The organism is Ruegeria sp. O4 (assembly GCF_056535125.1).
The window spans coordinates 664880-687946 of record NZ_JBQERO010000001.1 but is presented as its reverse complement, the minus strand read 5'-3'; the positions used below and the strand labels follow the sequence as shown (position 1 = coordinate 687946).

The following is a 23067-nucleotide window of genomic DNA, read 5'->3' as shown; positions in this document are numbered from 1 at the left end:
GAGGTTAACCGTAATTCAAGAATTAGCTTATGTTAAATTGTTGCGAACGGGGAATTTTTTTCGACGCTTCCTCAATCGGGTCAGAACGGACCGCTGTGCCATTGAGCGGGATCAAGATGAAAAAGCTTTGACAGCTGTTCATAGATTGCCGGGTCAGAGGATTTCAGTGCATGTGGACGTTCAAAGAACACTTCGACCGAAACGGCAAAGAACTCTTCGTGACCTTCCGCGCCGTAGGGATCGATCACTGTAGGTTTTCCGTTTTCCACGGCAAGAACATGTGTCTTGTAACCGTTCAGAAAGGCGGTTTCCCATTCGCCAAAACTTTGTCCATTGCTGAGCACGGGAACACCATTGGTTGCGCCCGAGAGGTCATCAAGCTGGTGCGCGAACTCGTGAAAGACGACGTTCCGGCCATCGTGATCATTCAGGGCTCCGCGCTGGCTGTGGGCCCAGGACAGGATCACGGGGCCGCGGTTCCAGCTTTCCCCGCTGCGGATGATTTCCTGTTCGGTGACGACATAGCCACTGTGGCGACGCTGTTTTGACTTGAAGGCACCGGGGTAAACCAGAATGGTCGTCAGGTTGTCATACCACTGGTCCGTATTCACCACGAGCAGACAGGCTTGCGCGGCAATCGACACCTGCATGTCTTCGGTGACGTCCAGCCCGTCGCAGCCGACGAAATCGACCTGATCAAGAAACAGGTTGATCTTTCCTTCCAGCGCCCCGCGCAGGTCTTTGGGCAGTTTCCGGATAATTGGTACCTGAGCGTTCACAATATCGCGCTGGTGCCGGGACAGCGACGTGGCCAGCAAGGTCAGGCGGGATTGTCTTTTCGACCAGAAGTGAAAGGCCGCAGCGCCAGCGATCAGCGCGACAACCGTCAGAAAAAGCAACATGGATCGACTGTAGCGTGATCAGATAGGGACGAAAACGGGAAACCCGGATCAACCGGGCACGCAAAAGAAAAGACGCCACGGGTTTCCCCACGGCGTCCTGACAAGAAATGCAGTCTGCTTACTGCTTGACTTCTGCCGCCGGGTTCGATCCGGCTTTGGCGCTGCGGCCGGGGTTCAGGGGGTCGTCCTGACGCTGAACCGAGCCTTCGAAATGCGCGCCGCTTTCAATGGCGATGGTCTTGTGGATGATGTCACCTTCTACGCGGGCGGTCGAGGTCAGGCGAACCTTGAGACCACGCACGCGGCCAACGATACGACCGTTGATCACAACGTCATCTGCGGTGACTTCGCCCTTGATCGTTGCCGATTCACCAATGGTCAGCAGATGGGCGCGAATGTCGCCTTCGACGGTGCCTTCCACCTGAATGTCACCGCTGGTCTTGATGTTGCCGGTGATGTGCAGATCCGAGGACAGGACCGAGGCCGGCGGCTTGGGCTTGGGTGCCATTGCAGGTTTCGCGTCAGCCGGAGCAGGGGCCGCTGGGGTCGCCGGAGCGGCAGGTTTGGCCGCCTCAGGTGCTTTGGGTGCGGGCTCGTTGATTTTGCTTTTAGAAAACATTTTTCGCAGCCTTGATGTAAGTCATTGGGTTTACGGGATTTCCGTTCACGCGCACCTCATAGTGCAGATGCGTGCCGGTGGACCGTCCGGTGTTACCCATATCAGCAATATGATCCCCGCGCGAGACCCTTTGGCCGACCTTTACGTTGATCTTGGTGTTATGAGCATAAAGTGTCTCAATTCCGAACGCGTGCTTGATCTTCACAAGGCGTCCGAAGCCTGATTGCCAGCCGGCATGCGTGACCACACCATCAGCGGTCGCGAATATATCGGTGCCTTGCGGTCCCGCAAAATCGACACCGTTATGCTGCCGACGACCACCGGACTTGGGGTCACGCCGGTTGCCGTAGCCACTGGTGAAACGCACGGCAGAATGTACGGGATTGGCGAAGGGGGCCTTTTCCGCAGCAATCCGGTACAGGTTCAGCTGATCCATCTGGCGCAGCAACGTGTTTGCGCGGACTTCTTCGGGCGAAAGCTCGTCTTCTTCGCCGCGTGTGCTAAGGGATAAAGGGGTCAGCGGACCGCCCATACCGCTATATCCGCGCCGGACCTCTTCGATGATGCGATCGGTGGGCATTCCGGCCTGACGGAACATCTTGTCCAGAGGTTCGACCGAGATGACCATCGCCTCTTCTAGCTGGCGGAAGATCTCGTCGCTGCGTTCCTGCATTAGACGGATTTCAAGTTCCAGATCGTCCCGCTGTTCCAGCGCGTCCTGCGCGTTGGAGGCGATCAGATCGCGTTCTTTGGCCGTCCGCGCCAAAGCGTCGGTCATGAAGGCCATCTGTACCGGGGCGCTGGAAACCGCGGCATACATATCAGAGCCGCTGGTGTCCTGTTTCAATTGGGCCAGCTCTGAGCGCGCCTCTTCGCGCTGCTTCATCGTGGCGCGCAATGTCGTCTGGATAACTTCGATACCTGTCTCAAGTTCGCGGCGACGGTTTTCCGAGGCCAGCAGCTCCGACTGCATCGCGGAAATCTGGTCCAGCGCGGCATTGAACCGGTCCTGAGCGGCCAGTGCTTCATGCGCGCGGGAATCGCGTTCTGCCGACAGGGTGTTCAGGCGTTCCTGATAGATGGCCTGATCGCGCTTTGCCTGTTCCCGGAAATTCCCGGCCCCGATGCTGTCCATCAACAGTATGGCTGTCGCAACCGCTGTCCATCCGACCATGACGGCAACTCCGGCCACTGCGACCACCTGAGTTTCCGAACTGAGCCGGATAAATTTCGTGTCTGTGTCGGATTTCAGAAAGACCCGGCGTTCCGGGAAATGTCTCTCAAGCAGTGAGTGCAGTTTTATTGCCAGACGTGTTCGCACGCGTCCCACCTTTCATCCCCAAGATCGGAACCGGTCGTGAGTGCCTGCCGTCCCTTGGGCCGATTGCATAAAGCGGCAGCGGCGTTCGGGCAAGTTTGTTGACCAATCAGATGCAAATGGCGCTGAAATCCTGCAAAGATCGGCGAGATTTTGCCGAAAATAACGCAAAAGTGTCAGTTCGAGAGGTCTCCGGGCGCAGGCAGGTCTTCGGTCAGGGGCCAGTAGAAATCGGGTGGCAACCCGGCCTCGGCCCGTTTTTCTTCGTTGAAGGGGGGCTTGAGAACACCGTGGAAGTACCGCCGGACCAGCGCGTGAAACACATCCTTTGGGTCGGCGTTTTCCCGGCCACACAGGAAGTGGAACCATTTTGAGCCGTAAGCGACGTGGCCGACCTCTTCAGCATAGATCACTTCGAGCGCGGCGATGGCCTGTTCGGCCTTGGCCTTGCGGAATATCTCGATCATGCCGGGCGTCACGTCCAGCCCGCGCGCCTCAAGCACCATGGGTACAACGGCCAGCCGCCCCATCAGATCTTCGGCAGTATCCTCGGCAGCGCGCCACATGCCAGCATGGGCGGGCAGGGCGCCGTAGTGGCTGCCCATCTGTTCCAGACAATCGCAAACCATCTCGAAATGGCGCGATTCCTCTTCGGCGCATTTCACCCAGTCATCGTAGAACCCGATGGGCATGGGTACATGGCCAAAACGCGCGATGATGTCCCAGTGCAGATCGACGGCGTTCAGCTCGATATGGGCAACCGCGTGCAGCAGGGCAATGCGCCCGGCCTCGGTACCCGGTTTCCGTTTGGGTACTTCGCGCGGAGACAACAGCGCGGGCTTGTCCGGGCGCGCGGGGGACAGGGGCGGTGATGCGGTGCCGATCTCGATCGGCTCACCCTCGGCCGTGCGGGAAGCAAACCACGCGGCGGCATGGGCTTTGGACAGGGCGGTTTTGGCCCGCCCGTCCGCTGTTGTCAGAACCTCTGTCGCCATCTGTGTCAGTGTTTTGGGCACCGGGTCGCTCCGCCTTAGGCTTGTCAGCGCGGGTGATAGACCGGATGGCGCGGCAGGTCGAGGGGGGCTTAGAGCGCTTTCACCGCTTCCAGCACCTCTTCCACGTGGCCGGGCACCTTGACCTTGCGCCAGACCTTGGCAATGCGTCCTTCGCTATCAATGACAAAGGTCGATCGCTCGATCCCCATCGATTTCCGGCCATACATGTTCTTTTCAACCCATACGCCATAGTCCTCGCAGACGGTCGAGCCTTCGTCCGACAAGAGCGGAGTGGTCAACCCGTGTTTGGCGACAAACTTGTCATGCTTGGCGACGCTGTCCCGCGAAATGCCGAAAACGTGAGCCCCTGCCTCGGTAAACGCCTGAAGCTGCTCTGAGAAACCGATGGATTCCTTGGTGCAGCCCGGCGTATCATCACGGGGATAGAAGAACAAAACCACGGTGCCACCGCGCAACGCCGAAAGCGTCACCTCGCCACCGCCGTCGCGCGGCAAAGTGAAGTCGGGGGCGATGTCTGAAACGTCGGGCATTGGAAACTCCGCTAAAGGTTTTTTAAGGCTGCCCATCATCATAGGGCAACGCGTGCGGGTTGGAAGGCGTGGATAGCAAATTGAAGCAGCACGAAGACGACGAAGCAAAGCCGGGCAAGCCTGTGCGCCGTCGGTCGCGCCGCCGCACCGCTGGTCTGTGGGCCATGCGTGGGGCCATCGTGCTGGTGCTTCTGGCGATGTTCACCGGTTTCATGGTCGTGGGGCAGAGGATGCACGCACCTGTGTGGCTGCGCGACAGGGTCGAAGCCCGGCTGGAACGGGCGCTGGGCGGGCTGCAAATCCGGTTTGGAGACGTCAGTTTCATCATCCACGAAGGCTGGCGCCCCCGTCTGCGGCTGACCGATGTTGCCATCAGTGACGCCGCAGGCCAGCAGATTGCGCAGGTATCCGATATGCGCGCCAGCCTGGCCATGCGTCCCTTGCTGCGCGGTCAGGTCCGGCCCAAGCGCATCATTCTGAGCGGCGCGCAGATCGCCATGACCCGCGATCAGGACGGGGCGCTGACCCTGACCGTGGGATCGGGCAGCGCGCCGGTGCAGGAAGCGCCGGACCTTGCACAGCTGATCGAGGGATCGGACGAGGTGTTTCAGTCTCCGCTCCTGTCGGCGCTGACCTCGGTCGAACTTGATGCGATTACGCTGGATTACCGCGACCTGCGGCAGGGGCGGTCGTGGGTTCTGGACGGTGGGCATATTCAGGCGAACCGCAGTGACAACGAAGTGCGGCTTGCGACTGGGTTTTCGGTTCTGGCCGGGCGTGACTATGTCAGCAGTATCGAGGCCAACTATACCAGCGTGCTGGGCACGCCTGCCGCCAGCTTTGGCATCTCGGTCACCGATCTTCCGGCCGAAGACATAGCAGGCCAAAGCCCGGCCCTTGCCTGGTTGCAGGTTCTGCGCGCACCGATTTCAGGGGCTTTGCGGGGCAGTGTCGATGAGAACGGGGCCACAGGAACCGTGTTCGCAACCCTCAATCTGGGGGCCGGGGCGGTGCAGCCCAACCCGGAAACGCGCCCGGTTCCTTTCGAATCTGCCCGCACGTATTTCACCTATGACCCGAAAGCCCAGATGCTGGATTTCAATGAGGTTTCGGTGGTGTCGGCCTGGGGCACAGTTCAGGCCGATGGAAAGGCGTTTCTGCAAGGGGCTGAAGACGGTGTGCTGGACAGTCTGGAGACGCAACTGCGCTTGTCCGGGATCAATGTGAACCCGGCAAATCTTTTCCCGGAGCCGATTCAGCTGTCGCGTGCCAGCGTGGATTTCAAGATGGCGTTCAACCCGTTCCAGTTGCGCCTTGGCCAGATGACTATCGAGGATCCGGGTCATACCGTGCGCGCCTTCGGGGTTTTGCACGGGCGTCCAGATGGCTGGGCTGTGGCGCTGGATGCCCATCTGGATCAGATGAGCTCGGACAATGTTCTGAGTTACTGGCCCGAGCGTCTGGCGCCGAAGCCACGGGAATGGGTGACGGAAAACCTCTATCAGGGGGTTTTGTCGGACATGGATTTCGCCCTGCGTCTGGAGCCCGGTTCCAAACCGGATCTGTATCTTGATTTCGGGTTCGAGCAAGCCAAGGTTCGCTTTGCAAAGACCCTGCCGCCAATCGAAGATGCACAAGGTCAGGCCAGTCTGATCGACAGCCGGTTTACGGTCACCGCGCAGCAGGGGGTGGTGGTCGCCGATGACGGGGGGAGTGTGGATGCCGCGGGGACGTCCTTCATCATACCTGACACGGATATCAAGAAATCCGCGCCCGGCATCGCGCGTATTCAGGCAAGGGGCAGCGTGACTTCTGCATTGTCGCTGCTGGACCGACCACCGCTGGAATTGCTGAGCAAGGCCGGGTTGCCCGTTGACGTTGCCAAAGGCACGGTTGCGTTGACCGGAACGCTGTCCCTGCCGTTGATAAAAGAACTAAAGTTTCAGGATACCGAATTTCACTTCAACGGAACGTTGGCCAATCTGTCCAGTGACCGTCTGGTACCGGGATTTTCTGTAAGTGCCCCGATGCTGGATATTTCCGGCAATCAGTCGGGTGTTCAGATTCAGGGGCTGGGTCAGTTCGGCGATGTTCCGCTAGAAGCACTTTGGCAGCAGCCTATTGACGGCGAAACCGAACAGCGCAGCACCTTGACCGGCCAGATCGAACTGTCCCCGCGTCTGATGGATGAGATCAGGGCCGGCCTGCCGCCGGGGATGCTGACGGGCAAAGGGGTTGCTGATATTACGCTGGGTCTGGGCGCTGGGGCTCCTCCGAAACTGTCTGTTGTTTCGGACCTTCAGGGCGTGGCGCTAGCCATCCCTGAACTCGGCTGGCGCAAAGAGGCAAACACCACAGGATCACTGACTGCGGACGCGACGTTGGGCGCGCAGCTGAAGGTGGACGATCTGCGGATCAATGCAGCGGGACTGCGCACAACCGCATCCATTTCCTTTCACGAAAACGGTGAATATGACCGTGTCCAGTTCAGCTCGTTCGATCTGGGGGACTGGCTGGCGGTTCCGGCGGAACTGATCGGGCGGGGGGCTGCTGTCCCGGATATCCGCGTCTTAGGCGGAGTGCTGAACATGGGGCGTGCAAACTTCGGGGAAAGCAGCGGAGGATCGGGTGGCGGCGGGGCCCCCGGGCCGAATCTGGACGTGGCACTGGACCGTCTTCAGGTCACCGAAACTGTCGCGCTGACAGGTTTCCGGGGGGCGTTCCAGACAACCGGTGGCGTAAATGGCACTTTCACAGCGCGGGTGAACGGCGGAGCGGCTGTTGCCGGTCAAGTGACCCCGCGGGGAAATCGAAGCGCCGTTGACCTGACGTCGAAAGACGCGGGGGCCGTTTTGCGATCAGCCGGGGTTCTGACGCAGGCGCGCGGCGGTGATCTGGACCTCAAGCTTGAACCGGTGGCTGCGCCCGGCAGTTACGACGTGATCCTGAAAATCGTAAATACGCGGATCACCGATGCCCCGGCCATGGCCGCGATCCTGAACGCGATCAGCCTTGTTGGTCTGCTGGACGAGATGGCCGGGCAGGGGATCTTCTTTTCGGCGATTGACAGCCGCATGAGGATATCGCCCACTGACATCAAAGTGCTGAGTGGCAGCGCTGTTGGCCCGTCAATGGGGCTTTCGTTTGATGGCACAATCGACACCGTGAACAGCCTGCTGAACCTGCGGGGGGCGATTTCACCAATTTACCTTCTCAATGCCGTTGGCAGCGTGTTTACCCGCAAGGGTGAAGGCGTCATTGGGTTCAATTACACGCTGACCGGGCCGATATCCTCGCCCAAAGTCGCGGTGAACCCTCTGTCCGGTCTGGCGCCCCTGTTTCTGCGTGATCTCTTGCGTCAGCCTGCGCCAACGGTCTCGGACGGCCCCAATGCTGCGCCGGTGGAACCAGACGAGCCAAAACCGACTTTTGGCTCTCCTCCCAGTGATCGCTGAGGGGATATGGCAGAATCTTTTTTGGGGTTGTAAGGCGCGGTCATGAAGCTCAGCGATTTTGATTTCGACCTGCCCGACGACCTGATTGCAACGCGGCCTGCCTGCCCGCGATCCTCTGCGCGCCTGCTTGTGGCGCAGGGGGGTGGTACAGTGGACAGCCACGTGTTCGATCTGCCCGATTTCCTGCGTCCGGGTGACCGGCTGGTGTTGAACGACACACGCGTTATCCCGGCGCGCCTGAACGGGCGGCGCCACAGGGACAGCGCGCAAGGCCCGGTTTCCGCCGGGATCGAGGCCACTCTGCTGGACCCACAGGCCGATGGCACTTGGTCTGCGCTCATCAAGCCGCTGAAGAAAGTGAAGCCGGGGGAAGAGATTGTATTTTCCGCCGATCTGAGCGCGACGCTGGATCGGGTGGAAGACGGGCAGGCCTTTTTTCGCTTCAATCTCAGCGGTCAGGATTTCGACAAGGCGCTGGATCAGGCCGGTGTAATGCCGTTGCCGCCCTATATCGCCGCCAAACGTCCGGCGGACGAGCAGGACAAGATGGATTATCAGACCATCTGGGCCCGCAGGTCCGGTGCGGTGGCAGCGCCGACCGCCTCGTTGCATTTTGACGATGCCCTGATGCAGGCTTTGTCGGAACGGGGTGTCGCCGTCACACATGTGACCCTGCATGTTGGCGCCGGAACCTTCCTGCCGGTCAAGGTCGAGGATGTGACAACCCACAAGATGCATGCCGAATGGGGGCAGGTCAGCGCCGAGGCTGTTGCCGAGATACAGGCCACAAAAGCTGCGGGCGGGCGTGTCATCCCGGTGGGCACCACTGCCCTGCGCCTGATCGAAAGTGCTGCGCGTTCGGGCGCGATCGAACCGTGGGAAGGTGACACCGATATCTTCATCTATCCCGGTTTCCGGTTTCATGTGACCGATGCGCTGATGACAAACTTTCATCTGCCAAAATCCACGCTGCTGATGCTGGTTTCAGCGTTAATGGGTCAGGACCGGATGCGCGAGGTTTACACCCATGCCATCGCACAGAAATACCGGTTCTTTTCTTATGGCGATGCGTCGCTTTTGATCCCCGGACAGGCGCGCATACGGCATCACCGACAGGGAATGTCGTAGACAAGCGCGATGGAAGCGGTCTTTGATCGCAGAACAAAACTCAAACAAGGTTGGCACCTATCGGAGGCCCAAATGATTCAGGTTCTGTCCAGCGCATGGGCATTGTTGCTCGGCATGGGGTTGCTGATGGTCGGAAACGGCCTTCAGGGCACGATCCTGGGTGTTCGTGGACAGCTTGAGGGATTTTCGACCCTTGAGATGTCTTTTGTAATGTCAGCTTATTTCGTTGGTTTTCTGGGCGGTTCACGGCTTGCGCCCGAGATGATCCGGCGTGTTGGCCATGTGCGGGTCTTTGCGGCACTGGCGTCTTTCATTTCGGCCGTGATGATCATGTATCCGATGCTGGCAGACCCGATTGCCTGGGTTCTGGGGCGCGTGGTGATCGGGTTCTGTTTCTCGGGTGTTTACGTCACTGCGGAAAGCTGGCTCAACAACGCAGCAAATAACGAAAATCGCGGGCAGGCCCTGTCGCTTTACATGATCGTTCAGATGTTGGGTATCATCGGCGCGCAGGGCCTTTTCCTGTTGGGCGACCCGGCCGGGTACGAAACATTCGTGATCGCCTCGATCCTTGTTTCGGTTTCTTTCGCACCGATTTTGCTGTCGATCTCACCAACTCCGGCGTTCGATACCACCAAGCCGATGACGCTGCGGGAGTTGATGAAAAGCTCTCCGCTGGGGTGTGTCGGCATGTTCCTGCTGGGGGGCGTGTTTTCGGCGCAGTTCGGGATGTCGGCGGTTTATGGGGCTCAGGCCGGATTGTCCTTGGTTGAAATCTCGGCATTTGTGGCGGCGTTCTATGTTGGGGCAATTGTCCTGCAATACCCGCTGGGCTGGTTTTCCGACAGGATGGACAGGCGTTTTCTGATCCTGTTGGTTGCGGCAACCGGGGCTGTTGGCGCCGTCAGTGGTATGCTTTATGGCTTTTCCTTCGAAATCCTTCTGGCGTCTGCTTTTGTGATCGGCGGAATGACCAACCCTTTGTATTCATTGCTGATTGCGCACACCAACGATTTTCTGGAATACGAAGATATGGCCGCAGCATCCGGCGGCCTGATCTTTATCAACGGCCTTGGTGCAATTACCGGACCTGTTATCACAGGTTGGCTGATGGGGGATGCAGTGTTTGGCCCTCCGGGCTTTTTCCTGATCATCGCCGTGTTGCTTGTCGCGTTGGCCGCCTATTCGGTCTACCGGATGACCCAGCGTGCAGCCATTCCTGTTGATGAAACCAGCACCATGTCGACGCTTTATCCAACCGCATCGCCCGTTGCATTCGAGGTTGCACAGGAAGTTGCGATAGAGGCGGCAGAAGCCGAGTTCGAAGAGGGTTCGCGCGAAACCGCTTGAGACACGGAATTATGTCGTTTGTGTTGCAATATGTTACTGTAACAGTTCTGTAAAAGGGACTTAAATGACGTTACGTCTGGGGCGCGGGCAATTGACGGAGTTTAAGGCAATGGTAACGCCTGAAAAAGTATTGAGTTTTTGGTTAGATGAAGTTGGCCCTAAGGGCTGGTATATTGAAAATGAGGCGCTGGACGCAGACATTCGGGCGCGGTTTCAGCCAACTTGGGAAGCAGCGGCAGCAGGCCGGTTTTCGCTCTGGCTGACTTATCCCAGCGGGGCGCTTGCTTATATCATCCTGACAGATCAGTTCCCACGTAACATGTTCCGGGGGGAGGCGCGTGCCTTCTCGACCGATCGTGCGGCGTTGGCGGCAGCAAAATGCGCAGTCGACAAAGGCTGGGACAAAAAGATCGACGAACCGGCCAGACAGTTCTTTTATCTGCCCATGATGCACTCGGAAAACCTGTGTGATCAGGAACGCTGCGTGCGTCTGATCTGCCAAAACATGAGCAGCGACGCAAGCAACCTGCTGCACGCCAGAGCGCATCGCGAGGTGATCCGCAAGTTCGGTCGTTTCCCGTATCGGAACGCGGCGCTGTCCCGCAGCTCGACCCCGCATGAAACTGCCTATGTCGATATGGGCGGGTACGGCACGACCGTGCGCGAACTACAGGCAACGGGCTGAACGCGAAGCCGCAACCGCTCTTTGGTCACGGCTGCGCTTTATGACTCAGGTGTGCATCCCCGCAATGCCAAAACGCGTTCCGCTGCGATATCGGCGCCGGTTTGGATCGCCTGCGCAATCAGCATTTCTGGCGTGTCAGCCAGTTCCGAAATCCGCTCCTGAACCGTTTGCAGCTTCTGTTCCGCTGCATTCAGGCGCCCCAGCGTTGCCCGGAGGTTTTGCGCGGCTTGGCTGTCTGCAAACGTGTCTTGCTGTGAAAGCGCCGCCAAATCAGTCCGCAACGCCGCAAGCTCGTCCCGAATGCCCTTCGCCTCATCCCGGATGGGGGCCAAGGCCTGAACCGTTTGCGAGACTTCAGCAGTGATGTTTTCGGCTTTGGACGCCAGTTTCCAGCCCAGAAACAGGCACAGCGCAACAAGTATCAATGTGGCATTGAGCAGGGCAAGCAGCAGATCTTTCAGAGTTTTGGCCATGGTCAGCCCCTTGAATGGGTTGAGAAAAGAATAGGTCCGACCGGTGCCGGCGTTTCTTTTCTAGCCATTACATGGCCCGGGGTATAGGCTGAAATCCGCAAGTTCAGGCATCGCTTACCCTGCGTCCTATTTGTCGCGGGATGGGTATATTGATGCGTTCCGAATAATAGTTTAATGGTAAACTAAATTTTCAACTCCTGCGCCGAGAGGAACACATGGCTGCACAATCCTATGATCTGATCGTAATCGGGGCTGGCCCCGGCGGCTATGTCGCTGCAATCCGCGCAGCCCAGCTGGGTTTGAAAACCGCGGTTGTCGAGCGCGAGCATTTGGGGGGGATCTGCCTGAACTGGGGTTGTATTCCCACCAAGGCGCTGTTGCGGTCGTCCGAAGTGTTCCATCTGATGGAGCGCGCCAAGGATTTCGGTCTGAAAGCCGAAAAGATCGGATATGACCTGGACGCGGTGGTCAAACGATCCCGTGGCGTAGCTGCGCAGCTGTCAGGTGGCATCGGCCATCTGCTGAAGAAGAACAAGGTTGCCGTTGTGATGGGTCAGGCCACGATCCCCGCAAAGGGCAGGGTCAGCGTCAAGACCGACAAAGGCACCGAGGAACTGACCGCCAAGAACATCATTCTCGCAACCGGGGCACGGGCGCGGGAACTGCCGGGCCTTGAAGCTGATGGCGATCTGGTCTGGACCTACAAGCACGCGCTGCAACCGCCGCGGATGCCGAAAAAACTGCTCGTCATCGGGTCTGGTGCGATCGGCATCGAATTCGCCAGTTTCTACAATACGCTGGGCGCAGACACCACGGTTGTCGAGGTGATGGACCGGGTGTTGCCGGTAGAAGATGCCGAGATCAGCGCATTGGCCAAGAAGGCGTTCACCAAACAGGGCATGACCATCATGGAAAAGGCCATGGTCAAGCAGTTGGATCGTGGCAAGGGGAAAGTGACCGCGCATATCGAGGTTAAAGGCAAGGTTGAAAAACACGAGTTCGACACAGTGATCTCGGCCGTCGGGATCGTTGGCAATGTCGAAAACCTCGGTCTGGAAGCTCTGGGCGTCAAGATCGACCGGACACATGTGGTCACGGACGCGTATTGCCGCACCGGGGTTGAGGGCCTTTATGCGATCGGTGACATCGCGGGCGCGCCCTGGCTTGCGCACAAAGCAAGCCACGAGGGTGTTATGGTTGCGGACCTCATCGCTGGTCAACATGCGCATCCGGTCAAACCCGAAAGCATCGCAGGGTGCACCTATTGCCAGCCTCAGGTTGCCTCGGTTGGATATACCGAAGCAAAAGCTAAAGAACTGGGTTACGACATCAAAGTCGGCCGCTTCCCCTTTATCGGCAATGGCAAGGCCATCGCTTTGGGTGAACCGGACGGGCTGATCAAAACCGTATTCGATGCAAAAACAGGCGAGTTGCTGGGCGCCCACATGATCGGTGCCGAAGTCACCGAACTGATTCAGGGATACGTGGTTGGTCGCCAGTTGGAGACAACGGAAGAAGACCTGATGAACACCGTCTTCCCGCACCCGACACTGTCAGAGATGATGCACGAAAGCGTGCTGGATGCCTATGGCCGCGTGATCCATATGTAAGATCGGCGTATTTGCCCCGACCGGGTGGGGGCTCTGCCCCCGCCGCGCGTGCCGCGCGCCTCCCCCGGGATATTTTGGGCCAGATGAAGCAGGGATCCTTTATTCATCTGGCTGCAAATATCCCGGAGCGCGAGGCAGAGCCTCGCAAAAAACCTATGTGTTCAAAGCATCCAGAATGCGCGCCCATGACCGGATGCCCTTGTGGAAGCTTTTCACGTCATATTTCTCGTTCGGCGAATGGATGGCATCATCTTCGTTTGCATATCCAACCAGCATCGAGTCGAGCCCCAGAACGGTGTTGAAATAGCCGACAACAGGGATTGATCCCCCCATGCCGGTGAACACTGCCTCGCGGTCCCATTCATCCGACAGCGCGCCGCGCGCGGCTTCGAATTCGGAGCGGGTGATATTCATGACCGAAGCGGGAGAGCCTTCCATGTCGTTGTCCCAGACCACTTTGGCGTCAGGGGAGAGCCGATCCTCGACATGTTTGCGGATTTTGGCGCGCAGCGCGTCCGGGTCCATGTCACCAACAAGGCGGCAGGTAATTTTGCAATGGGCCTTGGACGGAATAACGGTTTTGGAGCCCGCACCGTTATAACCGCCCCACAGACCGTTTACTTCGAGCGTTGGTCGTGCCCATTGTTGCTCCAAGGTGGAGTACCCCTTTTCGCCATGCGGTTGGGTGTAGCCGACCGAATTCAGATAATCCGCTTCGTCGAAGCCGCAATTCTGCCATTGGCGCAACTGGTCTTCGGGTACTTCATGCACACCTTCGTAGAACCCGTCGACCGCGACCCGCCCGGTTTCGTCGTCATAAAAAGAGGTCACGATTTTCGACAGTTCGCGCAGCGGGTTCAGGCCCGGGCCGCCATAGTGGCCGGAATGCAGGTCGATGCGCGGTCCCACGATGGTAAATTCGTCCTTCAGCATGCCCCTCAACTGCGCCGCAATCGACGGAACGCCGCGTGACACCATGGATGTATCGCAGACCAGCGCCAGATCCGCTTTGAGTTCGGCGGCATTTTCCTTGAGGAAAGGAACCAGTGAGGGCGAGCCTGATTCTTCTTCGCCCTCGAAAAAGAAAGTGATGCGGCAGGGCAAGGATCCGTGTACGGCCTTCCAGGCGCGGCAGGCTTCGACAAAAGTCATCAGCTGGCCTTTGTCGTCTGACGCTCCGCGTCCGCGGATGACCGGTCCGGTTTCGGTGTCCTCAATGGCGGGATCGAATGGATCCCGGTTCCACAGGTTCAACGGATCGACCGGCTGCACATCGTAGTGGCCATAAAACAGGAAATGCGGCGCAGTCGCGTCCTCACCCACGTGGCCAACAACCATCGGGTGGCCCGGTGTTTCCCGTTTCTCTGCCGCAATCCCGATGCTGTTCAGATCGGCGACCAGCCAGTCCGCGGCGCGGCTAACCTCGGCCTTGTATGCGGGGTCAGTCGAGATCGACGGGATGCGCAGCAGTTCCATCAGGCGGTCGATCGAGGTTTGCAGATCTTCGTCAATCCGGTTCAACACGGCGTCTAGCGACATGGGGGGCTCCTGCCTGTTTTTTGTTCCCGCGAACCCTAGCAGCGTTGTCGGCGCCGTCCAGAGTTGTTGACACGAATTGCGGCCCGGCGGTGTAAGCTTTGGGTAGGGAGGCGGGACCTGCGTCGTTTCCACGCGTTCGATGGCCGTAACTTTACTTGTCGGATGGGGTGCAAACTTATATTTGATGCAAATCAAAGTTGGGTTCACCTTTTCGGCTGTAACCAGCTGAATAAGGGAACACAAAGCCACCGAAACAGGGTAAGCTGTGGGAGGTGGCGAAAATATCGCCCAATGGGAAACCGGATACGGGCGTTCAAGGAGGGTCCTTTGGACTATACTGCTCAGCTCGATTCAGCGATTGCCAGGCTGCATGATGAAGGTCGTTACCGGACCTTCATCGATATCGAACGTCGCAATGGGTATTTTCCCCATGCGGTGCGCACACGTCCGGACGGGTCACAGCAGAACATCACCGTATGGTGCGGCAACGATTATCTGGGCATGGGGCAAAACCCGGTCGTTCTGAATGCAATGCACGAAGCTGTTGATGCAGCCGGTGCAGGTTCAGGCGGTACGCGCAATATCTCGGGCACCACGGTTTATCATAAAAGGCTTGAGGCTGAACTGGCCGATCTTCACGGCAAGGAAGCCGCGCTGCTTTTTACCAGCGCCTATATCGCCAATGACGCAACGCTCAGCACGCTGCCCAAACTGTTCCCGGGCCTGATCATCTACTCTGACGCGCTGAACCATGCCTCGATGATCGAAGGCGTGCGCCGGAATGGCGGGGCCAAGCGCATCTTCCGGCACAACGATGTGGCGCATCTGCGCGAGCTGCTTGAAGCGGACGATCCGGCCGCACCCAAGTTGATCGTATTCGAGTCGGTTTATTCTATGGACGGCGATTTTGGTCCGATCGAAGAGATCTGCGATCTGGCAGATGAGTTCGGCGCACTGACTTATATCGACGAAGTGCACGCGGTAGGCATGTATGGCTCGCGCGGCGGCGGTGTGACCGAGCGCGATAACCTTGCCCACCGGATCGACATCATCAATGGCACGCTGGCAAAAGCCTATGGCGTGATGGGCGGCTATATCGCGGCCAGCGCCAAGATGTGCGACGCCGTGCGGTCATATGCGCCGGGCTTTATCTTTACCACGTCCCTGCCACCTGCGGTTGCGGCCGGGGCTGCTGCATCGGTTGCCTACCTGAAAACTGCACCTGAACTGCGTGAGCAGCATCAGACGCAGGCCAAAATCCTCAAGCTGCGGTTGAAGGGGATGGGGTTACCGCTGATCGACTACGGAAGCCATATCGTGCCCGTGATCGTTGGAAACCCGGTCCATACCAAGAAGCTCAGCGATATGCTGTTGGATGATTACGGCATTTATGTGCAACCGATCAATTTCCCGACCGTTCCGCGCGGAACCGAGCGTCTGCGCTTTACCCCTTCACCGGTGCATGGGCCTGACGAAATGAACCGTCTGGTGCAGGCGATGGACGAACTTTGGTCACATTGTGCGCTAAATCGCGCCGAACTTGCCGGTTAACCTCACGCCAAAGTGTGCAACGTATTTGCCGCGTGTTAAGCTTACGCTAACAAAATTGGCAGACGAATCGTTTTGGGGATGATTCGCCGCTAACGCGAAACACGCGACAGGCAGAATGGGGCAGCAGGAATGATTGGGCGCAGATCACAGCGCGAATCTGATGAGGACGTAGATGTCAGACCAAAAGGGTTTGACGACTACGAAGTACGCCTTGGTGACAAGATGCGCGGCGAACGCGCAACCATGGGCAAATCCCTGTTGGATGTTCAGCGCGAGTTGAGGATCAAAGCCAACTACATTGCTGCCATCGAAAACGCAGATCCTGATGCCTTTGACACGCCCGGCTTTATTGCCGGGTATGTGCGTTCTTATGCGCGTTATCTGGGTATGAACCCGGATGAAACATTCTCGACTTTCTGCGCGGAAAGCGGTTTTTCGGTCGCGCATGGCATGTCGGCCGAGGCTTCGGTGGTGCGAAAGCCGACCGGTGCGCTTCCGGCGCGTGGGCCAATGGGGCGCGATCCCTTCATCTCGCCCAATACGCCGTACATTCCGGGCAAGGAATCTCTGGTCAGTCAGATTGAACCGCGCGCCATCGGCTCGTCGCTGGTGCTGTTGGCGGTAATTGGCGGCATCGGCTATGGCGGGTGGGCCGTTCTGAACAAGATCCAGCAGGTGCAGGTCAGCCCGGTTGAACAAGCGCCTGTGGTGCTGTCCGACCTTGATCCGCTGGATGCCGTGCGCGGCGGCGTTGTCGATGATGTGGTTGCTGCGGCGAATACCGAGGCACTGGACCGTCTCTATCGTCCGCAGGCGTTGGATGTTCCGGTTCTGGTTGCCCGCGATGCGCCGATTTCGACCCTTGATCCGCGTGATGTCGGAACCTTCCGCCCGCCAAGCCTGCCGCAGTTCGAAGTTGCCGAAGTGCACACGGTTGAACGACCAGCTTTGCCTCAGGTCGTGGAACAGGTTGATACCACGCTGAAAATCGTTGCTGTCGATCCTTCTTGGATGCGGGTAACGGCGGCAGATGGCAGTGTCATTTTCGAAGGGACGCTTGGAACGGTCGAGCAAGGCAGTGTCTTTGAGGTTCCGCTGACAGAAGAACCGCCGCTGTTGCGGGCAGGGGCGTCGGGATCGGTTTATTTCTCGATGAACGGCGAGCACTATGGCCCGGCAGGGGCACCCGGCACGGTTGCCAAAGGGGTGATCCTTTCGAAAGACGCAGTTTCGGAAGTTTATGCCGTTGCTGATCTTGAAGCGGATCAGAACAGCGCGCTCAAGCAGCTGGTGGCTGAACTGCAAACCGCGGCGACAGAAGCGCCCGCCGAGTGATCTTGCCATTGCGGTAACCCCTTTGCCGGACTATCTACTGTCGCAACTCAGGCAGACGCGGATCCGTCCTTATGTCCCTTAATCACGTGCGCCCCTGGCGCGACATTTATCGTCGTAAATCCCGTCAAATCATGGTCGGCAACGTCCCTGTCGGGGGCGATGCCCCGATCGCTGTTCAGACCATGACCAACACCCTGACCACCGATGTGGCGGCAACAGTGGCGCAGGTTCAGGCCGCAGCCGAGGCTGGCGCGGATATCGTGCGCGTTTCAGTCCCCGATGAGGCGTCGGCTAAGGCATTGAAAGAGATCGTGCGCGAAAGCCCGGTGCCCATCGTTGCGGACATCCATTTTCACTATCGCCGTGGTATCGAGGCGGCCGAAGCAGGCGCTGCCTGTCTGCGCATCAATCCCGGCAACATCGGCGATGAACGCCGGGTGAAAGAAGTCATTCAGGCCGCGCGCGACCACAATTGCTCGATCCGCATTGGCGTGAATGCGGGCAGTCTGGAAAAGCACCTGCTTGAGAAATATGGCGAACCGTGCCCCGAAGCGATGGTCGAAAGCGGGTTGGAACATATCCGCATCCTTCAGGACAATGATTTTCATGAGTTCAAAATCAGTGTGAAGGCCAGCGACGTTTTCCTGTCCGCCGCCGCATATCAGGGCATAGCCGAAGCCACTGATGCGCCCATCCATCTGGGTATCACCGAGGCGGGCGGACTGGTGTCCGGCACCATCAAATCTGCCATCGGGTTGGGCAACCTGCTGTGGATGGGGATCGGCGACACGATCCGCGTCAGCCTGTCTGCCGATCCGGTGGAAGAGGTGAAGGTCGGCTTTGAAATCCTCAAGTCCCTTGGTCTGCGCCACCGGGGCGTCAACATCATCTCATGCCCGTCCTGCGCACGGCAGGGGTTTGACGTCATCAAGACCGTCGAGGCGCTGGAACGCCGTCTGGAACACATCAAGACACCGATGAGCCTGTCGATCATCGGCTGCGTGGTCAACGGGCCGGGCGAGGCGTTGATGACCGATGTCGGGTTTACCGGTGGCGGGGCCGGGTCCGGGATGGTCTATCTGGCAGGCAAGGCCAGCCACAAGATGTCCAACGATCAGATGATCGACCACATCGTGGAACAGGTCGAAAAGAAAGCCGCGGAACTGGATGCGGCTGCGGAAGCCGCAGAGTAGTGTGGGGTTGGCTGTGTCGGTAAGGCAGGCATAGCGACCTTACTCATCCCTTGCCCTGATGCCTGAGCTGTTGCAAACTTGTTTCGTGACTGAACGATGCCTGTTTCGCCGCTGGTTCTGTTGGTAAACAGACCCGCGCGGACCCATGCTTTGGGAGGAGTGTGTCATGACATCCAAGACCGCAGGCCCTACGCCACCTGAGAACCTGACGCCAGACCAACAGGCCATGCCAAATGTCATTCGGGTTACTTCGGATGATATAAAGGCGTCGCTGAAAGCTGGGTTTTCCGACTTTCTGGCGCGCCCCTTCATGAGCGGTTTCTTCGGGCTTTTCTATGCGGCTTTTGGAATCCTGATGGTCTGGAGCTTGGTCTGGCTTGGCAAGATCTGGATGATCATTCCAGCGATTGTTGGATTTCCTCTGGTCGCGCCTTTCGCCGCTGCAGGACTATATGAGATGTCCCGGCGGTTACAGAAGGGAGAGGAATTTGGCTGGTATGAAATCCTCACTGTCATGGCCGATCAACGCAAGCGCGAAATGGGCTGGATGGCCTTTGTCACACTGTTCATTTTCTGGGTTTGGGTTTACCAGGTCCGGCTTTGGCTTGCGATCATCCTGCAGAACTCATCCTTTTCGGATTTTGATGGATTCTTGAACATCATCTTGTTCACTCCGCAGGGGTGGACATTCCTTGCAATCGGTACCTGTGTCGGAGCGTTTCTGTCGGCTGTCCTGTTTTCGGTAACTGTCGTCGCCATGCCCATGCTTCTGGACCGGGAAACCAATTTCGTTTCAGCCATGTTGACGTCCTTACGCGTCGTCTCGGAAAGCCCTGTGGTCATGCTCGGCTGGGCAGCGATCATCTCGGTCACAATGTTATTGTCGATGGTTCCGGCGTTTATGGGCTTGATCTTCACCTTGCCGATCCTTGGCCATACAACGTGGCATCTCTATCAACGGGCCGTGGAACCGGCAGACGACTGAGGTCAGCGATCAGTTCGTCTTTTTTGTCTGGGGGCAGCTGTGCCGCCCCCAATACCAATCAACCCTGTTCCGCGCGAACGCCATCTGCAATTTGCTGCATCTGATCGGCGGGCAGATAGCCGCGCAGCAACTCGGTTCCCAGCACGAATGAGGGCGTGCCCGAAATCTGCATCCGTTGCGCCAGGGCACGGGTGCGGCTGATCTCATCCGTGACGCTGTCGCTGTCCATCGCGGCGATGATCGCGTCGCTGTCCAGGCCCAGCCCGTCAGAGATGCGGCGCAGGGTAACTTCGGACGGTTCGCCGTTGAAGGCCATCAGGGCATCGTGAACCTGTTTATAGGCGTCACCACCAGCGACGTGTTTGGTGGCCACGGCAAAGCGCGAGGACAAAACAGATGCGTCGCCCAGAATTGGCAGCTCTTTGATCACAAACCGGATATTGCCGTCGCTGGCCAGCAGGTTTGCCACTTCGGGCACCGCACGGCGGCAATAGCCGCAGCGGTAGTCCATGAATTCGACCAGCGTGATATCGCCATCCGGGTTGCCGCCGACCCAGCTATAGCCATCGTCGAACAGTTCGGCCGCATTGGCGGCGACCAGTTCTTTGTCGGCGGCCGCTTCGGCCACTGCGTTTCGCTGTTCGAGTATATTGATTGCCTCGATAATGACTTCGGGGTTCTCCAGCAGGTATTCGCGTACCTGAGCACCAAACTCTGCCTTTTCGGCATCATTCATCGCGTTCAGGTCCAGCGCCTGTGCCGAGGTCGCCGCCATGGAAAGCCCCAGAAGGGCAGGTGCAGCATGTCTGAGGATCATTTCCGTTTCCTTTTATCTTTCTTGAGTCGTTCTGAGGCAATCAGCACGTCTTGTGCCCTTTGCCAACCCGGAGAGCCTTCGGGCAACTGTCCTACAGCCCGTTTCGCGTGAATTCCGGCATCCTCCATCCGACCTTGCAGCGCATAGCGTTCTGCCGTCACGGTCGAAGCCATGCCGTTATTTCCGACCTGCGCATAAGCCACACCCAGATCCTGCATCAGGCGCGCGTTACGAAAATCGCGCGCGCGCGCCTGTTCCAGTGCGTTCAATGCCTGTTTCGTTTCCCCCTGCGCCAGCAGGGCACGCCCGTAGCTCGCAAGGATCAACGCATTGTTCGGGGCCATTTCAACAGCGCTAGCATAAGCTTTAACAGCCTCGCTTACACGTCTGTTTTCCAACAGTATTTGCCCCTTCAGATCGTAATAGAACGGGTCATCAGGACGCTCGGCGAGCGCTGCGTCAATTGCGGCACGGGCGCGGGACAGATCGCGGTTCTGATGATAGGCCGAAGCCTCTCGCATCAGGCGGATGTCTCGGTAGGATTCTTCGCCAGCGCGCCGCAAGGTCCAACTGGGCGACCGAAGAAAGGCCGAGAGCTTGCCTTTGACCCGCGCAAACCAGTAGTCCGCATTGGGGTTTGGAACGGCTCGGTCGCCAAACTCATCCAGGAACGCCTCGGCGGCACGCAGGCGGTCACGGCTTGTCGGGTGTGATCGCATATAGGGGTCCTGATTGGCGACACTCAGCAGTTCCTGACCGGCGAACTTCCGGTGCAGTTCCACCATCCCGCTGGGCGAGATTTCGGCCCATCGCAGGTAACTTGCCGCACTGCGGTCGGCGGATGCCTCTTCTGCGCGGGTGTGACCCAGAAAACCGCGAATTGCCGCGCCTTGGGTGCCAGCGGCAATTCCGATGGCGGCCTCGCCCCCACCCGCCGCAGCTGCCAGCAGGGCCAATGCCGTGCCGAGACTGGCGTTGCGCTGCGCGGCTTTCAGGTTCTCAGCCCGCCGCGCCAGATGACCATTCGAGATATGGGCGGCCTCGTGCGCGATGACAGCCTGCAACATCTCGGGGCTTTCGACGGTCAGAATCAGCCCGTAGTTCACATAAATCGCGTTGTAGTCGATGACGAATGCGTTGAACGTGTTGTCGTTGACGACCAGAATCTGAACCCGGTTCGTGTTCAGCCCCGCAGCCCGCAACACCGGAAAGGCCAGTTCACGCAGGCCATGTTCGATATCAGGGTCGCGGATCAGGCTTTGCGCGTGCGATTGCATCGCTGCCGCCAGCCAAACGACAACGGCAACCATCAGGGCCGGGATTGACGCCAACCGGGATACGCGCTCAAAAGCCATGACTGCAACATGGGAGATGGGCATGAGAAACTCAACCCGGTCCGGGGTCGATCCCTTCATCGTGATGGATGTGATGGAGGCGGCACGCAAGGCCGAAGAAGCGGGTCGCCACGTGATCCACATGGAAGTCGGCCAGCCCGGAACCGGCGCGCCCAAGGGTGCAACCGAAGCTTTGGCCACGGCGATGGAGCAAGGCCCGCTGGGCTATACGGTTGCTCTGGGTCTGCCCGCCCTGAGGCAGCGGATCGCCCGGCTTTATGGCGATTGGTACAATGTCGATCTGAACCCCGAGCGGGTGGTGATCACACCTGGCTCGTCCGGCGGATTCCTGCTGACCTTTACCGCATTGTTCGACAGTGGCGACCGTGTCGGTATCGGCGCGCCCGGCTATCCGTCCTATCGCCAGATCCTGAAGGCACTGGGTCTGGTTCCGGTCGACCTGCCGACCGCGCCGGAAAACAGGTTGCAGCCTGTCGCAGCGGATATTCAGGGGATGGACCTGAAAGGGCTGATGGTGGCCTCACCCGCAAATCCGACCGGTACGATGTTGGACCGGGCCGCCATGGGCGCCCTGATCGAGGCGGCGCACGGGCAGGGCGCGTCGTTCATCAGTGATGAGATTTACCACGGGCTGGAATACGAAGCCAAGGCCGTGACGGCGCTGGAACTGACAGATAAATGCTATGTGATCAACTCATTCTCGAAATACTTTTCGATGACCGGATGGCGCGTAGGCTGGATGGTGGTGCCCGAGGATCAGGTGCGCGTGGTCGAACGGATCGCTCAGAACATGTTCATCTGCGCCCCCCATGCCAGTCAGGTCGCAGCGCTGGCTGCCATGGATTGCGACGACGAATTGCAAGCCAATCTGGACGTGTACCGCCGCAATCGCGCGCTGATGCTGGACGGGCTGCCCAAAGCCGGGTTTTCGAACATCGCGCCGCCCGATGGGGCGTTTTATGTCTATGCCGATGTGTCTGATTTGACCGATGACAGTCGCGCATTTGCGGCCGAGATTCTGGAACAGGCCGGTGTGGCCGTGACACCTGGGCTGGATTTTGACCCACAGCGCGGCCATACCACATTGCGATTTTCCTATGCGCGCGCGACCTCTGATATTCAGGAAGGGCTTGAGCGTTTGCGCCTTTTTATGACGCGGCGCGGCGCTGTCAGGGAACCGGCCTGAGCCGTTCACAAGCCGCCCCT

Annotated in this window: 19 protein-coding genes; 10 read left to right on the top strand and 9 right to left on the bottom strand. The window is 58.7% G+C overall.

Going from position 1 to position 23067, the window contains the following annotated elements:
* Window positions 1-80: 80 nt before the first annotated feature.
* From ACR0J7_RS03395 to ACR0J7_RS03375, 5 genes are all read right to left on the bottom strand, one after another.
* On the bottom strand, window positions 81-902 hold the full coding sequence (locus ACR0J7_RS03395) for a M90 family metallopeptidase (RefSeq protein WP_480913297.1): 822 nt from the start codon (window positions 900-902) through the stop codon (window positions 81-83).
* A gap of 118 nt (window positions 903-1020) precedes the next feature.
* Entirely contained in the window at window positions 1021-1521 is a 501-nt protein-coding gene (locus ACR0J7_RS03390; protein ID WP_209596778.1) for a bactofilin family protein, read from the bottom strand.
* Entirely contained in the window at window positions 1511-2842 is a 1332-nt protein-coding gene (locus ACR0J7_RS03385) for a DUF5930 domain-containing protein (protein ID WP_480564294.1), read from the bottom strand. The genes ACR0J7_RS03390 and ACR0J7_RS03385 overlap by 11 nt, the downstream gene beginning before the upstream one ends.
* 173 nt (window positions 2843-3015) lie before the next feature.
* Window positions 3016-3834 (bottom strand): ferritin-like domain-containing protein, encoded by an 819-nt coding sequence (locus ACR0J7_RS03380; RefSeq protein ID WP_480913389.1) that lies wholly within the window; start codon window positions 3832-3834, stop codon window positions 3016-3018.
* Between the two features lie 89 nt (window positions 3835-3923).
* Window positions 3924-4385 (bottom strand): peroxiredoxin, encoded by a 462-nt coding sequence (locus tag ACR0J7_RS03375; RefSeq protein WP_480504768.1) that lies wholly within the window; start codon window positions 4383-4385, stop codon window positions 3924-3926.
* 68 nt (window positions 4386-4453) lie between these two features.
* On the opposite strand from ACR0J7_RS03375, the gene ACR0J7_RS03370 reads away from it, so the two are divergent.
* The 4 genes from ACR0J7_RS03370 to ACR0J7_RS03355 all read left to right on the top strand — a co-directional run bounded on the left by ACR0J7_RS03370 (window position 4454) and on the right by ACR0J7_RS03355 (window position 11003).
* Window positions 4454-7840, top strand: coding sequence for a YhdP family protein (locus tag ACR0J7_RS03370; protein ID WP_480913294.1), 3387 nt, complete (start codon window positions 4454-4456; stop codon window positions 7838-7840).
* A 42-nt stretch (window positions 7841-7882) separates the two neighbouring features.
* The gene (queA, locus tag ACR0J7_RS03365; RefSeq protein WP_480913292.1) at window positions 7883-8968 is read left to right on the top strand and encodes a tRNA preQ1(34) S-adenosylmethionine ribosyltransferase-isomerase QueA; all 1086 of its coding nucleotides are present in this window, start codon (window positions 7883-7885) and stop codon (window positions 8966-8968) included.
* A gap of 72 nt (window positions 8969-9040) precedes the next feature.
* Window positions 9041-10318, top strand: a complete 1278-nt coding sequence (locus ACR0J7_RS03360) for an MFS transporter (RefSeq protein WP_480504774.1) — start codon at window positions 9041-9043, stop codon at window positions 10316-10318.
* Between the two features lie 109 nt (window positions 10319-10427).
* Entirely contained in the window at window positions 10428-11003 is a 576-nt protein-coding gene (locus ACR0J7_RS03355) for a DUF924 family protein (protein WP_480913387.1), read from the top strand.
* Between the two features lie 38 nt (window positions 11004-11041).
* Here the strand turns inward: ACR0J7_RS03355 and ACR0J7_RS03350 are convergent, their stop codons facing one another.
* On the bottom strand, window positions 11042-11476 hold the full coding sequence (locus tag ACR0J7_RS03350; RefSeq protein WP_480517426.1) for a hypothetical protein: 435 nt from the start codon (window positions 11474-11476) through the stop codon (window positions 11042-11044).
* 215 nt (window positions 11477-11691) lie between these two features.
* Between ACR0J7_RS03350 and lpdA the strand changes: the two genes are divergently transcribed.
* Window positions 11692-13086: a dihydrolipoyl dehydrogenase gene (gene lpdA, locus ACR0J7_RS03345; RefSeq protein WP_267364003.1), complete on the top strand. Its 1395-nt coding sequence runs from the start codon at window positions 11692-11694 to the stop codon at window positions 13084-13086.
* A 153-nt stretch (window positions 13087-13239) separates the two neighbouring features.
* Here the strand turns inward: lpdA and ACR0J7_RS03340 are convergent, their stop codons facing one another.
* A complete protein-coding gene (locus ACR0J7_RS03340) occupies window positions 13240-14625 on the bottom strand; it encodes a M20/M25/M40 family metallo-hydrolase (protein WP_267364004.1) in 1386 nt (461 codons plus the stop codon).
* A 327-nt stretch (window positions 14626-14952) separates the two neighbouring features.
* Here ACR0J7_RS03340 and hemA point away from each other — a divergent pair, with 327 nt between their 5' ends.
* The 4 genes from hemA (at window position 14953) to ACR0J7_RS03320 (ending at window position 19689) form a co-directional block, all read left to right on the top strand.
* Window positions 14953-16176: a 5-aminolevulinate synthase gene (gene hemA, locus ACR0J7_RS03335; RefSeq protein ID WP_480913290.1), complete on the top strand. Its 1224-nt coding sequence runs from the start codon at window positions 14953-14955 to the stop codon at window positions 16174-16176.
* A gap of 129 nt (window positions 16177-16305) precedes the next feature.
* Complete coding sequence (locus ACR0J7_RS03330; RefSeq protein WP_267364006.1) at window positions 16306-17511, top strand: helix-turn-helix domain-containing protein; 1206 nt, start codon at window positions 16306-16308, stop codon at window positions 17509-17511.
* A gap of 71 nt (window positions 17512-17582) precedes the next feature.
* Window positions 17583-18704 carry a flavodoxin-dependent (E)-4-hydroxy-3-methylbut-2-enyl-diphosphate synthase gene (gene ispG, locus ACR0J7_RS03325; protein ID WP_209503626.1) on the top strand — a complete coding sequence of 374 codons (1122 nt, stop codon included), beginning with the start codon at window positions 17583-17585 and terminating at the stop codon, window positions 18702-18704.
* A gap of 166 nt (window positions 18705-18870) precedes the next feature.
* Window positions 18871-19689 carry a DUF2189 domain-containing protein gene (locus ACR0J7_RS03320; RefSeq protein WP_480564306.1) on the top strand — a complete coding sequence of 273 codons (819 nt, stop codon included), beginning with the start codon at window positions 18871-18873 and terminating at the stop codon, window positions 19687-19689.
* A 58-nt stretch (window positions 19690-19747) separates the two neighbouring features.
* Here the strand turns inward: ACR0J7_RS03320 and ACR0J7_RS03315 are convergent, their stop codons facing one another.
* Together ACR0J7_RS03315 and ACR0J7_RS03310 are read right to left on the bottom strand one after the other, a co-directional pair.
* Window positions 19748-20506: a DsbA family protein gene (locus ACR0J7_RS03315; RefSeq protein WP_480558133.1), complete on the bottom strand. Its 759-nt coding sequence runs from the start codon at window positions 20504-20506 to the stop codon at window positions 19748-19750.
* Window positions 20503-21885 (bottom strand): M48 family metalloprotease, encoded by a 1383-nt coding sequence (locus ACR0J7_RS03310; protein ID WP_480913287.1) that lies wholly within the window; start codon window positions 21883-21885, stop codon window positions 20503-20505. The genes ACR0J7_RS03315 and ACR0J7_RS03310 overlap by 4 nt, the downstream gene beginning before the upstream one ends.
* Between ACR0J7_RS03310 and ACR0J7_RS03305 the strand changes: the two genes are divergently transcribed.
* Complete coding sequence (locus ACR0J7_RS03305) at window positions 21884-23047, top strand: pyridoxal phosphate-dependent aminotransferase (RefSeq protein ID WP_480913285.1); 1164 nt, start codon at window positions 21884-21886, stop codon at window positions 23045-23047. The two genes, ACR0J7_RS03310 and ACR0J7_RS03305, sit on opposite strands and share 2 nt — an antisense overlap.
* The last annotated feature ends 20 nt before the right edge of the window (window positions 23048-23067 follow it).

Excerpts from the sequence above, each read along its gene's own strand:
- ACR0J7_RS03315 (WP_480558133.1), bottom strand. The coding sequence starts at position 20,506 with ATGATCCTCAGACATGCTGCACCTGCCCTTCTGGGGCTTTCCATGGCG.
- ACR0J7_RS03390 (WP_209596778.1), bottom strand. The coding sequence starts at position 1,521 with ATGTTTTCTAAAAGCAAAATCAACGAGCCCGCACCCAAAGCACCTGAG.
- ACR0J7_RS03395 (WP_480913297.1), bottom strand. The coding sequence starts at position 902 with ATGTTGCTTTTTCTGACGGTTGTCGCGCTGATCGCTGGCGCTGCGGCC.
- ACR0J7_RS03310 (WP_480913287.1), bottom strand. The coding sequence starts at position 21,885 with ATGCCCATCTCCCATGTTGCAGTCATGGCTTTTGAGCGCGTATCCCGG.
- ACR0J7_RS03340 (WP_267364004.1), bottom strand. The coding sequence starts at position 14,625 with ATGTCGCTAGACGCCGTGTTGAACCGGATTGACGAAGATCTGCAAACC.
- ACR0J7_RS03380 (WP_480913389.1), bottom strand. The coding sequence starts at position 3,834 with ATGGCGACAGAGGTTCTGACAACAGCGGACGGGCGGGCCAAAACCGCC.
- ispG (WP_209503626.1), top strand. The coding sequence starts at position 17,583 with ATGTCCCTTAATCACGTGCGCCCCTGGCGCGACATTTATCGTCGTAAA.
- ACR0J7_RS03360 (WP_480504774.1), top strand. The coding sequence starts at position 9,041 with ATGATTCAGGTTCTGTCCAGCGCATGGGCATTGTTGCTCGGCATGGGG.
- queA (WP_480913292.1), top strand. The coding sequence starts at position 7,883 with ATGAAGCTCAGCGATTTTGATTTCGACCTGCCCGACGACCTGATTGCA.
- lpdA (WP_267364003.1), top strand. The coding sequence starts at position 11,692 with ATGGCTGCACAATCCTATGATCTGATCGTAATCGGGGCTGGCCCCGGC.
- ACR0J7_RS03355 (WP_480913387.1), top strand. The coding sequence starts at position 10,428 with ATGGTAACGCCTGAAAAAGTATTGAGTTTTTGGTTAGATGAAGTTGGC.
- ACR0J7_RS03305 (WP_480913285.1), top strand. The coding sequence starts at position 21,884 with ATGAGAAACTCAACCCGGTCCGGGGTCGATCCCTTCATCGTGATGGAT.
- ACR0J7_RS03375 (WP_480504768.1), bottom strand. The coding sequence starts at position 4,385 with ATGCCCGACGTTTCAGACATCGCCCCCGACTTCACTTTGCCGCGCGAC.
- ACR0J7_RS03350 (WP_480517426.1), bottom strand. The coding sequence starts at position 11,476 with ATGGCCAAAACTCTGAAAGATCTGCTGCTTGCCCTGCTCAATGCCACA.
- ACR0J7_RS03320 (WP_480564306.1), top strand. The coding sequence starts at position 18,871 with ATGACATCCAAGACCGCAGGCCCTACGCCACCTGAGAACCTGACGCCA.
- ACR0J7_RS03330 (WP_267364006.1), top strand. The coding sequence starts at position 16,306 with ATGATTGGGCGCAGATCACAGCGCGAATCTGATGAGGACGTAGATGTC.